General features: G+C 73.8%; 6 protein-coding genes. 2 read left to right on the top strand and 4 right to left on the bottom strand.

Annotated features, from left to right (window positions below; genetic code table 11):
* Positions 1 to 8: 8 nt before the first annotated feature.
* Complete coding sequence (locus BCD48_RS12370; protein WP_071048506.1) at positions 9 to 557, bottom strand: TetR/AcrR family transcriptional regulator; 549 nt, start codon at positions 555 to 557, stop codon at positions 9 to 11.
* 85 nt (positions 558 to 642) lie between these two features.
* Here BCD48_RS12370 and BCD48_RS12365 point away from each other — a divergent pair, with 85 nt between their 5' ends.
* Positions 643 to 1497 carry an NAD(P)H-binding protein gene (locus BCD48_RS12365; protein ID WP_071048505.1) on the top strand — a complete coding sequence of 285 codons (855 nt, stop codon included), beginning with the start codon at positions 643 to 645 and terminating at the stop codon, positions 1495 to 1497.
* A 24-nt stretch (positions 1498 to 1521) separates the two neighbouring features.
* On the opposite strand, the gene BCD48_RS12360 is transcribed toward BCD48_RS12365, so the two are convergent.
* From BCD48_RS12360 to BCD48_RS12350, 3 genes are read right to left on the bottom strand one after another with little or no spacing between them, the layout of a single operon-like run.
* The gene (locus tag BCD48_RS12360) at positions 1522 to 1830 is read right to left on the bottom strand and encodes a WXG100 family type VII secretion target (protein WP_071048504.1); all 309 of its coding nucleotides are present in this window, start codon (positions 1828 to 1830) and stop codon (positions 1522 to 1524) included.
* A gap of 45 nt (positions 1831 to 1875) precedes the next feature.
* The gene (locus BCD48_RS12355) at positions 1876 to 2172 is read right to left on the bottom strand and encodes a hypothetical protein (protein ID WP_071048503.1); all 297 of its coding nucleotides are present in this window, start codon (positions 2170 to 2172) and stop codon (positions 1876 to 1878) included.
* Between the two features lie 53 nt (positions 2173 to 2225).
* Positions 2226 to 3212: a hypothetical protein gene (locus tag BCD48_RS12350; RefSeq protein WP_071048502.1), complete on the bottom strand. Its 987-nt coding sequence runs from the start codon at positions 3210 to 3212 to the stop codon at positions 2226 to 2228.
* 331 nt (positions 3213 to 3543) lie between these two features.
* Here BCD48_RS12350 and BCD48_RS12345 point away from each other — a divergent pair, with 331 nt between their 5' ends.
* Entirely contained in the window at positions 3544 to 15177 is an 11634-nt protein-coding gene (locus BCD48_RS12345) for a hypothetical protein (protein ID WP_071048501.1), read from the top strand.
* Positions 15178 to 15199: the final 22 nt, after the last annotated feature.

The raw sequence follows: 15199 nt of genomic DNA, 5'->3' as shown, positions 1-15199 counted from the left end.
ATCCGTTGCTACTGGTCCGCTGGGCGCAGTCCGGCGAGGACGACCTGTAGCCCAAGTCCTTGGCGGTCGGCCGGTAGGCGTTGCTCGATGGCCAGCGCGCCGCTGATGACCGCGTGTAGCTCGGCGGTGGTCAGGTCACGGCGAACCGCGCCCGCTCGCTGGGCGGCCTGGAGCAGTGATTCGAGCTCGCGTGACAGACGGCTGGCGGCCTTGTCGCCCTCGGCGCCAAGGGTGCCGCCCAACGCCGAGGTCAGCACGAGGTTGTGCCGTGCCTCGGCGGCGAGCTCGGTGAGGAAGTCGAAGAAGTCGGCCGCCGGATCGCCGTGGAGCGTCTCGGCATGGTCTGCGAGGCGGTCGAGACGAGCGGTGACGACCGCGGCGAGCAACGACTCCTTGGTCGGGAAGTGCCGATGCACCGTGCCCGGGCCGACCCGGGCCTGGCTGGCGATCGTGTCCAGGGGCACGTCCGCGCCATGCCTGGCGAACGCCTCGCTGGCGGCCGCGAGGATCTTCGCGCGGTTGCGCAGGGCGTCGGCGCGCAGGGCCCGCTCGGCCATGACCGTCTCCTCGCCTCCTTGTAAGCGGGGCAATCGCCCCGTATATTTCCGGGGCACGCACCCCGGTTACATCGTAGGAGGCACCATGACGATCGCCGTGACCGGCGGCAATGGCGAGTTCGGCCGCGCCGTCCTCGAAGCACTCGGCACACAGACCCGTGAGCCGATCGTGGGGACGGTCCGCGAGCTCGCGAGGGTCCAGCCTCTGCCGGGTGTGGATTACCGGTCAGGGGACTTCGACAACCCGGATACGCTGCGCGCCTCCCTCGCCGGTGTCGACACGGTGTTGGTCAACGCGACCTTCTTCGGCGCGGATCCGGCCCTCCGGCTCCCGCGCGTCACCGCCGCTCTCCGCGCCGCCGCCGATGCCGGTGTCGGCCGGATCGTGCTGACCAGCTGGCCCGACCTCGACCGCGCCACGGTGCCCGTCATCCAGGACTACAAGAACCTCGAAGCGATCGCACCGACCATGGGGACGGCGTGGACGATCCTGCGCCTGGGCTATGGCCTGGCTGACGCGCTGGCCCGCGACGTCATCTGGGGCAAGGCCGGCGGCGCGCTGGTCGCACCCGCGGCCGGAGCCTCGGCCACCCCCGCGGCCGTCACCGACCTGGCCGTGGCGACGGCGGTCGTTCTCACCCGGCCCGGGCACGACCACCTCGTCCACGAACTCACCGGCCCGGACCAGGTCACCTGGGACCAGCTTGCCGAGCTGGCCGGCGTGCCCTTCCAGGCGGTAAGCAGCGACGAGTATCGCAACTACCTGACCCATTCCAGTCTGCGGCCAGCAGCCAGGCAGCAGCTGATCGACCTGTACGCCGACTTCCGAGGCGACTGGGCAGGCACACCCACAGCCACGCTGGCGAACCTCATCGGCCGCCCACCAGTGCCAGGAATCGACGCCGTCCAACGACGCGTCGCCCGACTCCCGGCAGGGTGACACCGGCCGGCAAAGCTCGGCCGCTCAGCTGTCCGCGGCGCCCGGGGTGGCGATGCTCTGGTCCATCTGCTGGAAGTTCTGCGCGATCGTCTGGAAGGTCGTGGCGAACTGGCCGATGCTGGCGATGACCTGCGTCAGCGACGTGTTGAAGTTCTCGTAGTTGGCGTTCAGCACCGGGCTGGACAGCGCCATCCACAGCCCGCCCTCGGGCGTGAGCAGGGAGGCGACCTGCCGCTGCAGCGCGCCAAGCTGGACCTGGATGTCGCCGCCCTGGGTCTGCAGCTGGTTCGCGACCCCGTTCACCTGCGCGTAGTCGATCTTGACGTCCGCCATGGTTCGGCCTCCTCGCTGTCCGCGGTCCGGTCGGTCGGTCGTCGGCTACTTGGCGCCGGACAGCTGGGTGTCCATCGTCTGCAGGCTCGCGACGATGCCGTTGAACTGCGCCGCGAAGCTGTTGATGCTCGTCACCGCGTTCGTCGCGGAGGTGTTGAACGTCTGGTAGTTCTGCGCGAGCACCGGGCTGGACTTCTGCATCCACAGCCCGCCGTCGCTGGTCAGCAGGGCGTTCACCGCGCCCTGCAGGGCGACCAGCTGCGGCACGATGTTCTCGACGGCGCCGTTGAGGCTGCCCGCCACCAGCTGAGCGGCTTCGTAGTTGACACTGATGTCGGCCACTGGGCCTCCTTCGAGGTTTCGATGTGCGGAACGGTTCGAGGAATGCGAGCGGTCTACGGCCCGGTCCACTGCAGGTTCGGGTCGCTGTCCGCGGGCGCGGGGGTCGGGGGATCCACGTGCGCCGGCTGGCTCCAGGAGTTCGTGTTCGGGTCGCCGGTGTAGATGTCCATGCTGCCGTCCGGGTTGGTGACCACCTTCATGAAGCTGCCGAACCCGTCGTTGCCGACGACGGTGCTGGTGACGGCGCCGTCCGGGTTGACGTCACGCTGGCTGTAGGAGCCGTCGGTTCCGACAGGCATGACCGTCGACGTCGATGTCTTTCCGTCCGTGACGCTGGTGACCGTGTAGGAGCCGTCCGCGTTGTTGTGCTTGTTGAGGGTCATGGTCTCGCCGCCGGCGTAGGTGACCGTGGCGCTGTACTCGGGGGACGTTTTGCCGTCGCCGTAGTCATAGGTGACCGTCTTGGTGTAGCTCTGGCCGTCCGAGGTGGTGACGGTCGTCGTCTGCGTCAGGACCCGGCCCTGGTCGTCGTAGGTCACCTGGGTGCCCGGCGCGGGCGTCCCGGACGGGTTGTCCGCCGGCTTCGGCGGCGGTGGCTGGTCGTCCGGCCAGGTCCCGTCGGCCTTGCGCTTCAGGTAGTCGTCGTAGGCCGCCTTCTGCGACTGCCAGTCGCCACCGGCCATCTGCGCCAGGGTGTCCAGCCCGCTCGACTTCAGGTCCGCGTCGACGTTGAAGTACGCGTCGGCGATGCCGCCGAACAGGTTGGACAGCTGGTCCAGCGCGTCGAGCGCGTCGCTGAACGGCCCCTGCGTGGCCCGGTAGAAGGCGAGGAGGGCGCCGTACAGGTACGAGTCGCCGACGTGCCCGGTGCTCACCGGCCCGGCCTCGCTGGCGACCGTCATGCCACCCGACATGCGCAGGTCGGACTCGACGTTCGTGCGCAGCGTCTTCATGTTGCCGGCGAGCCGGTGCAGCAGCGAGTAGTCGATGACCAGGTCGGGCGGGCCGCTGCCGCCCCCGCCGTCTGCCGGCCGGCTCATGACGCGCCACCCGCCCGCGAGGCCCGCGGCAGCCGCCGCCGGTCGGAGGCCGGCATATCCCGCAGCCGCATGTGGCCCGTCCCTCCTCGCGCGGTGCCCGGCCCGCGCCAGCTGCCATTCAATACAACGCGGGCGATACCGCCGAGGTTCATCGGCCGAGGTTCATCAAAAATTCGATGAATCTCAGTCGAACCGGACATGTTGACCATTGAGGGTGGAGGTTCGCGGCGCGGGAGCGGCGTCGCGGACCGGATCCAACCCGAGGACCAGGGCGGGATCCCGGCCGCCCTGGTCGCGGGCGGCATCGGTCCGAGGCGGTGGGGAGGCGCGGGTGGGTGGTCGGCCGGTTGACTGGTCGCGGCTGCACCTGGATGGGGATCCGACGCCGGGTGATCCGGATGCGCTGGTGGGTGTCGCGGACTTCATGTGGAAGATGCGCTGGCAGGCCACGACCGTTCACGACCAGTTGACAAGTGTCGTCGCGAGCACGGGTGATGGGGCGTTTGTCGGGAAGACCGCGGACTATCTGCGGGACACGGTGAACGGTGCGATCCGTAACTTCATCGGCGGTGTGCACAGCGCGTTCGAGCAGGCGGAGCCGGCTGTTCGTGGCTATATCCGGGCGATGCGTGACGCGCAGGGTCGTGCGGACGCGGCGCATGCGCAGGCCGAGGGGCTGGCGCCGGATGATCCGGCGCTCGCGGGGCTGCGCACGGACGCTACCAACGCGCAGGCGGATCTGGGCAGGGCAGCGTCGGCGGCGACGGAGACGATCCGGCAGGCCGCGAGGGCGATTGTCTCGCCGAAGACGGGGTGCGAGCAGTTCTGGGACGCGTTCAGCGAGGTCGCGATCGTGGTCACGCTGGTCGCGATCGTCGTCGGTGGCCCGCTCGGGTTGTTGGCGTTCGCGCTCAACGCGGTGCTCGCCGTCAAGGCCGTCGTCGACTACTCCACCGGCAAGACGGACGGCTGGGGCCTGCTGTTCGGCCTGCTCATGGCGGTGGCGCCGACGACCAAGCCGCTCATGGCGTTGAAGACGTGGAAGGCGCTCGGCGAGGGAGCGCTGGGGCTGCTGAAGGGCGCGGGCAAGGTGGCCATCACCGCCTGGGACTTCTCCCGGGTGATGACGCTGTCGATCGTGATGGGCAGGGCGTGGGACGTCGTCGCCGTACTCGGCAAGGCGGCCGACGCCTCCCGGGTGCTCGCTCTGCGCGGCTTCATCACCCTGGTCCAGCTGCCGAAGACGCTGATGGCCCTCCACCCCTGGCAGGCACTGACGGCGATGCACCCGTGGCAGAGCCTGAAGGCGGGTTTCGGCAACCAGTTCCTCCATGGGAAGTGGCTGCGGATCTTCACGCCGCTGGAGGCCAACGAGATCGGGGTCTACGGCCTGCGGGGCGCGTTCAAGTTGTCGGTCCTGGGACGCGGGCTGCGCATACCGGAGTACCTGAACCCGGCCCACTACGTCGTCGACGGCATCGCGGGCGGGGCCCACGTCGCCGGTGGCCTCGGCGGCCACCCGCCGTCCGGTGTCTACTCGCCGTCCACTGGCCTCCTGCCGTTCGGTGGGCATCCGCTGTTCGGCGGGCACGGTCCGGTCGGTCTGTCGGGAGCCGGCGGGATGGATCATGGGCTGTTCCTGCCCGGCAGCCACGCGTTCGGTTCCACCAGCCCGTTCGGTTCCACCAGCCCGTTCGGTTCCACCGGTCTGCTCGGTTCCACCAGCCCGCTCGGCTCGGGCGGCCTGTTCGGCGCGTCCGGCCACGGGCTCAACTTCGAGCCGGGCCTGTCGGGACTGCTCGAACCAGCTGGCGCGTCCGCCGCGTACTCGACCAGCGCCTCTGGCCTGATCCTGCCGCACGCCGGCATGGCGGGCGGGTTCATGGGCCTGGTGGACCAGGCCGGGGTCCCGATGGTCGCCGGCGCCGGCGGGCTCGCCGCCGCCGGAGTGCTGCCCGCCCACGCGGGCGCGCTGTCGGCGTTCGCGCCGGCGCACATGGCCCGGGCGACCGGGATGGTCGACCTGCTCGGCTCCACCCGGGTGGCGGGGCACCTGGGCGACAGCCTGGCGGGCTTCCGGCCGATCGAGCAGCGGGCGATCCTGACGGGCGACGTGCCCGTCGCCGTGACCCGAGGCGGGGGTGACCGCATCGCGTTCACCTTCACCGACGCCGAACCGGCGACGTCGGCCGCGCACACCGCCGCCACGGACTCGCGGCTGTCGGCACCTGGCTCGACCGCCCACGCCGAGCCCCCTTGGTCCTCCCCGGTCGACACGGCGGCGTCGCGGCCGCCGGCGGCCACCGCGCCCGGGCCGCGAGGCTCGGCGGTGAGCCGGGAGATCACCATGGACGGCGCCGAGGTGCGGATCGGCCCGGCCGGCACCCGCGACGTCCAGGGCCTGCCCGGCGCGCACGGGGGAACCGCCCCCGCCGGCGAGCTCGACCGGGCTCACGGCGATCCAGCCGCGGCCGGGACGGCGTCCGCCCCGTCACCGGGTACGCCGACCGCCGAGCATGCGCTCGCCGACCATGGGCTCACCGAGCGTGGGCTCGCCGAGCCGGCGGCGCGCGCGCCGGGTGGCTCGCTCGACGAGGCCGGGACAGCCGGGTCGGCCGGGGCCTCGCACCGGGTGGACTCGGCCAGCGCGGGCCGAGGTGAGGCCGGTCTCGACGCCGCGGCGCGCCGCCCGGAGACCGCCGGCGCCGCCGCTCAGCCCCGCGGCGCCGAGACGGCCGCCACCACCGGCGCCTCAGACCTCGTCGGCGTCCCGGTCCGCCCGGAGTTCCGGGCGTCGAGCGGAGCCGACCTGCCAGAGCAGTCCATGACAGCCGCGAACACGACCGCGGCTGACGGCTGGCATCCGCGGCCCCAGCAGCAGCACCGGGCGGCGCCCGCGGCGGGGGACGGCGGTCATGGCGAGGCGGCGGACGCCGCCGCGGCGCACCGGCGGGCCGCCGCGCAGGTCACCCAGGCACACACCGCCTTCGACACGGCGCTGGTCACCGGCGCGCACGACCCGGACGCGCTCCTCGACGCGCTGGTCGGCAGGCGCGCCGCCGAGGCGCGCCTAGCCCAGGCCGAGTCGGACCTGACGGCGCTGGGCCGCGGCGCGGGCGCCGGCGCGGGTACGGGCGACGACGTGGCACGCGCCCTGACAGCCACCGACCCGCCGCGGGCCCATGCCGCCGCGCACGCCGACCCGCCGCCGGCCCGCGCCGCCGCGCACGCCGAGCCGCACGCGTCGGCCGGCGACGAGCCGCGCACGCCGGCCGGCGACGGCCAGGCCGGGACGCACGGCGGTGCCGAGCATCAGGCCGCCCCGGGGGCGCCCAAAGGCGATCAGCCCGCGGCAAGCGCGGGTGGCGGCGGCGCGAAGCCGCCCGGCGGCCCGCCGCGCTCGGTCCACCCCGCGTCCCCGGACCCCTCCGACGGGGTGCCGGGCGGTGGCGGGGCCGCCCAGCCGCGCCGGCTCGCGGTCTCGGTCAGCGCCGACCGCTCCGCCACGTTCGAGGTCACGCTGCACGCCGACGGCACGGCCCGGGTCGCCGGCCATCCCCGGCCCTGGGCCGTCACGCACAACGCCAACGGCACGCTGACCCTCACCGAGGGCCCGAACCGAATGATCCTCGGCGCCGACGGCGCGCTCGTCCGCGCGGACCTGCGCCACACCCTGGCGAACGGGGACGCCATCGGCGGTACCCGGATCAGGGCCGACGGCTCGACCGCCTGGTTCCACCCCGACGGCCGGCCGATCACGAGCGACCTGCACTATACCGCCCACCCCGACGGCGGGTTCCACCTGACCCGGCCCGACGGAACCCGCCTTGACCTGGCCGCGGACGGCACGCTCACCGGAGCGCACCTGACGCACGCCGCCCCGGACGGGACGCCGCTCGGCCACGTCACGGTCGCCCCCGACGGCACCGCCGCCTGGCACCACGTCGACGGCCACGTCACCGGCGACCTGCGCCTCGCCACGGGCCCGCGCGGCCGCTTCCACCTCGTGTTCGCCGACGGCGTCCAGGCGCCCGTGCCCCTTCCCGCCTTCAGCCACGACCTGCCCCGCCCGTACATCAGCCCGAAGGGGCACTGGACCAACGGCCGCTACACCATCAGCGCGGCGAAGATGGCGCCGCACATGGCCGGGTCCGCGGGCGCGGAGCTGAAGAGCACCTTCCTGTACCACATCGAGGCCGAGAAGATCACGCTCGACGCCGCGGCCTACGCGGACGCCGCCGGGCTGTGGGTGGGCAACAAGGCCCGGGTCTTCATCGACAACGGACCCGTCGGCGTCCGCGGCCAGACCGGCGAGCTCACCAGCTGGATCCAGGTCACCCGGCACGGGCAGACGCTGCACTCCTGGCCCTCCCGGCCGCCGCTCGCCCTCGCGGCCTCGCCCGTGACCTGGGCCGGCGTCGAGGCGCGTTTCCTCGCGGACGGGCGCCACCTCACCGTCACGGCCACCGACCAGGGCCGGCTCGCCAGGATCATCGACCCCGAGGCCCGGGAGGTCTACCGGGGCACGTTCGAGGAGCTGGACCGCGGCGGTACCCGCGTCACCGCGCTCACCGCCGACGACCTCGCCGACGTCACCGGCTTCGAGGACGTCGTCCTCCTGGACGCGCCGGGCGCGCGGATCGCCGACTTCCGCGAGTTCGACCCGGCCGGCAACCTCACCCACAGCGGCACGTTCCTGCAGGACACCGGCCACCACCTGTACGCCCACCTGACCGTCGACCACGTCGCCGGCACGGCGACCATCCGCTACGCGAACGGCGCCGTCGAGGAGGGCCTGGCCCACGCCGCGGCCGAACGCGGCGGCACGATCACCCGCGCCGACGGCGCCGAGTACCGGTACGCGGCCGACGGCACCGTCGCGCACCCGCCACCCATGCCCGCCGACGCCGCCCATCCGGCCGCGGGTGCCCACTCCGCCGGCCCCGCGCACCCCGGGGGCGAGGACCTCGGCCCGCGTCAGCAGCCTCTGCAACAGCACCAGGCGTCCGCGGACGGGACGTCACAGCCGGGCGACGGCGGTCCGGCCGGGGGCCACGTCCCGGCGGAGGGCCACGGCCCGTCCGGGGGTCATGTCCCGGCGGAGGGTCATGTCCCGTCCGAGGGCCATGTCTCGTCAGAGGGTCATGTCCCGGCGTCGCGCGACGGGCGGGCCCCGGATCCGGGCGCCGGCGAGCCGATCCCGCGCGGCCACGCCGACCTCGGCCTGCCGCCGGACGACTTCGCCATCGTGCGCGACCACGACGGGTACCGCGTCACCGACATCTCCGGCGGCCCGCATGACGGCGACTACCGGGTCCACGGCCTCGACGGCGGACTCGCCCGCGAACGGGTGAGCTGGCTGAGCCGCCGGGGCAGGCCCGACGGCACCTGGTTTGACATCGACCACCAGGCCGGGCGCTGGACCCGCCTCGACTCGCGCGGCGACCAGCTCGTCGGCGAGGGCGGTCGAGCGGCGTACGGCTCCCAGGGCTTCGTGGACCGCGGCCGCCAGGGCGAGCTCATCCTGCGGGGGGACGGAGACGCCGACAGGACACTCTTCTACGTCCGCGCCGCGCTTCCCGATCGCTGGGAGGGGGAGGTGGCGCACAGCCGCTGGCTGGAGCTGTTCGGCGAGCGCGGTGGCCGTCTCGGTGACGTCAGCGGGCGGCTGCACTGGCTCGAGTGGGAACGAGCGGGCGATCTGCAGCGCATCCCCCAGGAGCGGCTCCCCGGCGCGGAGCGGCGACTCGACGAGCTGCTGCGCAGCGGCGACCTGCGGCAGATCCGCGAGTCGATGCGCCCCGAGGACTTCGTGCGCCCCGGCGGGTTGGCGCGCCCCGGCGAGCTGTACTACGGCGAGCTGGGTGGCCGCCTGGTCGATCGCGGCATGCGCGTGGACAGCAACATCGACGGCATGTGGTCGGACGTCGGCGGCCTCGGCCGGAAGGTCCGCTCCTACGTCGAGACGCACGACGGCGGCATCGTCCGCGCGGACAGCGGCCCGCGCGACCACTGGTACACGCGCAGGCACTGGTTCTGGACCCGCTACCAGGACGGCATCGAGGTCATGGACGGGCGGCGTTACTGGAGCTGGGGCGGCTGGGCCGACCGGCACGCCGATTCGGGGGCATTCGCTCAGCGGTACTTCGGCTGGGCGAACTCGCCCAGGAACGCGTTCCACTATCTCGAACACGACCTGACCATCGACCACTCGGTCTACAGCATGGCCCGCGATCACCGTGTCGGCGACGCCTACACCCAGTACTCGGCTCGAGGCTCGATGACCGAGCGTCTCGAGGAGGTGGCCGGGGGCCGCGAGCTCGGGATCCGGCACGTCGCCGAGTGGCGGCCGCCCGGCCCTGCGGGCACGACCCCGGAGCAACTGGAGCGGCAGGCCGACCGGCTCGTCGCACGGGCCACCGGCGGGATCCGGCACGAGGCGGTGGACTTCCCGAGCGCGGCCTGGCTGCGCGGCGACGGCAGCCTCCAGGTGTTCCGCTGGACGGAGCGACCCGCCGGCGGCGAGGCCCTCGCCAGCGGCGTGCGGGTCGTCGGGCCCGACGGGTCGTTCTCCGACTTCGCCGGCGGCTATCTCGTGCGCGGGACGCACCGGCTGGACGACGGCCACCTCCTGGAGATCGGCCGCGACGCCGACGGCCGGTGGGCGTCGGTCCTCGACGGCCGGACCGGCGACGGTGGGCGCGCGCCGCTGCGCTGGCGTGAGCTCGACGGCGAGACGGAGCTGGCGACGGGCCAGCGGCACTTCGCCGACGACGGCCGCCACTGGGTCGACACGGCGACCGAACCCGGGCCGGGCGGCGAGCGCACGGTGGTCGTCCGCCACACCTCGGGCGACAGCGGCGACGTCGTCACCTACGCCCACGGGGACCGGCCCCGGTATGAGCCGCCTTCCACCGGGACCCACACCGGGCCGCATCCCCAGGATCCCCACGCGGTCTCCGTCACCCGCGACCCGATGGGCCAGGTCATCGCCCGCACCGACCACTGGGCGGTGGACGACAGGCTGTCGATGGTCAGGGGGCACGGCGAGCCTCGCCAGGGCGACTGGATGTGGGAGGCCGACGGCGCGACCGGTCCGCGGGTCAGCGGACGCGGCGAGCGGTGGACGGGCGCCTGGGACGAGTCCTACCGCGACTACGTCGCCGGCGCCGACGGCGAGCTCCGCCTGGTTCGCGACCTGCGCTCACTGGAGGACGGGTCCACACTGCGGGCCTACCGCGACGCGGACGGCGCCTGGCGCTCGGCGCGGTTCGGCGCCGACGGCGTCGCGGAGCCCGGGCGGGTGGCCACCCGCCAGTGGAGGCGGGCCGACGACGGTCTCGCGCCGGGCGACCGCTGGGCGGCCGACGCGCCCCCGGGCCGGGCGGCGGCCGACTGGCGCGACGTCGTGCCGACGGAGGACGGCCTGCTGGTCGTCCGCGAGTCCGCCGACGGCCGGATCCTGGAGTACAGCTGGCACGAGCGGGAGAAGCTGGACGACCTGCTTAACCCGGGAGCGGAGCGTCTCGTCGAACGCGGTCTGCCCCGGCCAGTGGACGCGCCGTCCGGGTGGGGCGAGTGGCGCGAGCATGACCTGGGAACGGTGCTGCGTGAACGCAGGGAGACCGAGCCGGGCATCTTCCGGGAGACGGAGCGCGGGCACGGCCAGTGGCGGGAGACCGATCCCGACGGGAGACTGCTGCGCTACCGGTCGATGAGCGGGCGGATCTGGGACCGTGACCCGTTCGGGCGGTCGCGGATCGTCGGCCGCGAGCCCGGCCCGTCCGGCCCATCCGGTGGGCTCCCGGGCCGGGGTCCGTCCCCGGGCGGCCCGGGCCGCGGGCAGCTGCTCGCGACGGACGGGCTCATGGGCGAGTTCATCCCGGCCTCGACGCGCGTCGAGCGGATGCAGGCGGCCCGCGACTGGGCCCACGAGTTCTTCCCGCGACTGGAGGCGATGCGCGGCGACGCCGGCGCGGTGCAGCTCGGCGCCCTGTTCGATCTGCGCGACGGCCTGTTCGACCTGCGGGACGCGCTGCTGCGCCGGCGCGCGGCGGCACTGGGCCACCCGAGGGCCCCGCACCTCGACCCGGCCGCGCGCCCCGAACCCCTCCGGCACCTCGCGCCGGAGCCAGCGACCCATGGCTCGACGCCAGGGCAGGCGCATGCCCCCGCGTCGGCCGGCGGGCACGGTTCGGGGCCCGTACAGGCGCATAGCCAAACCTCGTCCGGGAGTCATGGCTCGACGTCCACGCATGCTCCGGCGTCAGGCGCGGGGCACCCGCCGACCTCGACGCACCCCTCGGCGCCAGGCGGGGCGCACGGCTCGGCACCGGGTGGGGCGCATCCCTCGGTACCGGGTGGGGCGCACGGCTCGGCGTCCGTGCCGGGGCACGCCACGGCGTCGGCCAGCGCGCACGGCTCGACGGGCTCGGCCGCGGCCGGCGCCAGCCACGCACCCCGTGGCGCCCAGCGCGAGTTCGGCGACGGGCACATCCGGGAACACCCGAACCCGAGCGGCCCACCGACGCCCCGCTACCACGACGGCAACGGCCGGCCGATCGACGGCGTCGACGTCACGCGGGCCGGCGACAGGTACCGCGTGACCGACACGACCGGCGGTCCTCACCACGGCGACGTCCGGGTCTACGACCGCGGCGGCCAACCGCTGTCCGAGCGGGTGAGCTGGCTCGATCGCCGCGGCCGCCCGGACGGCACCCGGTTCGAGATCGACCACGCCGCCGGGACCTGGAGGCGGGTCGACGAGCACGGCGTTCGGCTGTCCGGGCCGAGCGGCAAGGTCGCCTACGGCGCCGAGGGCGTGGTCGCGCGCGGCCGGGCCGGGGAGCTCGTCCTCGCCGGAGCGGACGGGACGACGTTCTACATCCGTGCGACGCTGCCCGCCGACAGGGGGCTCGGCAACCGTTACCTCGAGCTGTTCGCCGAGCGCGGCGGCCACATCGGCGACGTCAGCGGGCGGCTGCACTGGCTTCAGTGGGACCGGCTCGGTAAGGGCCTGCTCGGCGACCTGGCCGGCCGGGGCCTGCGCCGGTTCGACGAGATCGACGGCATGTGGTGGGACATCAACGTGTTCGGCCGCAAGGAGCGTGAGTACCTGCACATGTCCGACGGCGGGATCGTGCGCGCCGACCGGCACCCAGGCGAGGGCTGGCGCTGGCACCGCTATGACAGCACCGGCAACGAGGTGCTCATGGGACGGCGCGTCCGGCACTGGCACGGGCGAATGGGCGACTGGGTCGACCACACGGACGGGACCGACCAGGTCGCGCAGCGGTACCGCTACTTCATGCACCGGACGCGCGACGCCTTCCACTACGTCGAGTACCACCTGGACGACGCCGGCCACCTGCGCGACGAGTTCACCCAGTTCTCCCCACAGAGCAAGGAGACCGCGTCCCTCGAACGGCTGGCGAACGGCAACGGGCTTCAACTCACCCGCTTCACCGAGCAGCGCCCGCCCCACCAGCTGTGGAAGACGCCGGAGGGTCTCGATGGCCGGGGCAGCAGGTTCGTGTCCCGGCTCGCCTGGTTCGGCCACTACGGCGCGGTCGACTTCCCGAACGCCGGCTTCCTGCGCGGGGACAGCCGTTTCCAGGTGTACCGCTGGACGGAGCGGCTGCCGGGCGGCGACCCCTTGGTCGTCGACGAGCGCGCCGCCTCCGGCGCGCGCACCGTTCGGCCGGACGGGTCGTTCTCGGACTACACCGTCGACGGCTACCTCGTGCGCGGCACCCTCAAGCTGGACAACGGCCACACGGTGGAGATCGGCCGCCGCGCCGACGGCACCTGGGAGTCCGTCTCCGGCGGCGTCCCCGGCGAGGGCGGCCGCGCGCTGAGCTGGCGCCAGCTCGACGGGAACAGGAACGTCGTGGCGACCGGCGAGCGGCACTTCGCCGAGAGGGGCCACCACTGGGTCGACACGATGACCGAGCACGCGCCGGGCGGCGACCGCACGGTCGTCGTCCGCCACACCGCGGCCGACAACGGCGACGTCGTCACCTACGCCCCCGGCGGCCGGCCGGCCCACGATCCGTCGCTTCTCGTGGACGGGCGGCCCCTCCCGCGCGACCCCGACGCGGTCTCGGTCACCCACAACACGATGGGCCAGGTCGTGGCCCGCTCCGACACCTGGCCAGGCAGCGGCGGCCGGGCCGTCGTCGCCGGGCACGGCGACCCGCTGAGGCCCGACTGGGCCTGGGAACACGCCGACGGGACGGCGGGGCTACGGGTGAGCGGCCGGGCCGAGCGCTGGACCGGCGCCTGGGACGACTCGTACCGCGACTTCGTCGCCGGCGCGGACGGCCAGCTCCAGCTGGTCCGCGACCTGCGCTCGCTCGACAAGGGCACGACGCTGCGGGCCCACCGCGACGACGCCGGCGTCTGGCACTCGGCGCGCTACGACGCCGACGGGGTCGAGGACGCCGCCTCCGCCGCCACCCGTGAGTTCCGGCCGTGGGGCTCCTCGGACCCGTCCGGCCGCTGGTCCGCCGAGGCGCCGGCGGGCCGCGCCGCGGCCGACTGGCGCGACGTCGACGCGAACGGCCAGGTGCTGCGGGAGTCGGCCGGGGGCCGCGTCCGCGAGTACCTCACGCCCCGCCCGCCCGACATGCCGTCCGGCTGGGGCCAGTGGCGGGAGTTCGACCTTGGCGGGGTGTTCCGCCAGCGGCTCGAGGTCGCGAACCGGCCGGGGATCTTCCGGGAGACCGAGAACTTCCACCACCAGTGGCGGGAGACCGACGCCGACGGGAAGTTGCTGCGCCATCGCACGCTGAGCGGGCGGATCTACGAACGCGACGCCCTCGGCCGGCACCGCATCACCGGCGGCGAGCGGACGGAGATCGTCGGTCGCGAGATCGACTTCCGCGGCGCGACCAACGAGTTCCGCGGCGTGAACCGTTACCTGCGAGAGGCCAACCGCCGCCAGTTCGTCGCGACGGACGGGCTCGCCGGCGAGTTCATCCCCGTCTCCCAGCGGGTCTGGACGAAGCTGGCGCTCGACTGGGCGCAGGAGTTCACCATCGACCTCACGGCCCGCACCCTCTCCCAGGAGATCTACTTCCAGGCCACCGAGCACCGGGACATGACCCTGGAGGAGTTCCTGCGCGGCGGCGTTCTGGGCGCGGGCATCAACAGCGTGCTCAAGGGCGGCGTGACGGCACTGCACGAGCCCGGCCCGCTCAAGGGATACCGCGACGGCCTGGCCAACGTCGACGGCGGCAAGCACTACACCCGCAACCCGTACAACCAGGACAAGAACTGGTCGAACGAGTGGGCGGGCAACGAGAACCCGCCGCGCTGGCGGACCATCACCTACGACTACACGACGTCGACGCTGCTCGCGAGCCCGGCCATCTCGTTCCTGGCCAACACCGGCGTCGCATTGGTGACGTCGAACGGCGACTTCGGTAAGTCCCTGCGGGAGGGCGGGGCCTACGCCCTGAGCTCGCTCGCGGTGGGCGGCACGATCGGCTCCGTGCGCACCGGCGCCCACGCGTACTCCTCCGGCCGGTTCTTCCACCGCGGCGGCCTGGCCGACATCGGTTTCATTCTGGGGGAGCGCACCTTCGAACGCCTCGCCGGGCGGTACCTCTACGACCAGTACTTCGACCCGGCCCGGCACGCTGCCCCAACTCCGGCACCCACCCCGACCCCGACTCCCACGTCGAGCCCGATGCCGACACCAACCTCGAGCCCAGCTCCACCCCCGACGCCCTCACCGACCCCAACCGCCAGTGCCACGTCCGGGCCCAGCACCCCGCCGACGCCGACGCCGACGTCCCCGTCCACCCCGACGCCGACGTCGAGCCCGTCGCAGACAGGACCAGCCCCGACGCCGAGCGGCGCGTCACCGGCGCCCCCCGGCCGGCCGCACCCGGTGATCCGGCCCATAGCGGCCGACTCCGAGGACCCGCACGTGGAGGCCGCGCTCGCGCTGCTCGTCTGACCGGGTCACGGTGAAACCCGGC

The organism is Pseudofrankia coriaricola (genome assembly GCF_001854805.1).
GTDB lineage: Bacteria > Actinomycetota > Actinomycetes > Frankiales > Frankiaceae > Pseudofrankia.
Note: the sequence above shows the minus strand (reverse complement) of the source record. Positions and strands in the feature narration are given on the sequence as shown.

Coding starts and splice junctions, on each gene's coding strand:
- BCD48_RS12370 (WP_071048506.1), bottom strand. CDS start 557: ATGGCCGAGCGGGCCCTGCGCGCCGACGCCCTGCGCAACCGCGCGAAG.
- BCD48_RS12365 (WP_071048505.1), top strand. CDS start 643: ATGACGATCGCCGTGACCGGCGGCAATGGCGAGTTCGGCCGCGCCGTC.
- BCD48_RS12360 (WP_071048504.1), bottom strand. CDS start 1,830: ATGGCGGACGTCAAGATCGACTACGCGCAGGTGAACGGGGTCGCGAAC.
- BCD48_RS12350 (WP_071048502.1), bottom strand. CDS start 3,212: ATGAGCCGGCCGGCAGACGGCGGGGGCGGCAGCGGCCCGCCCGACCTG.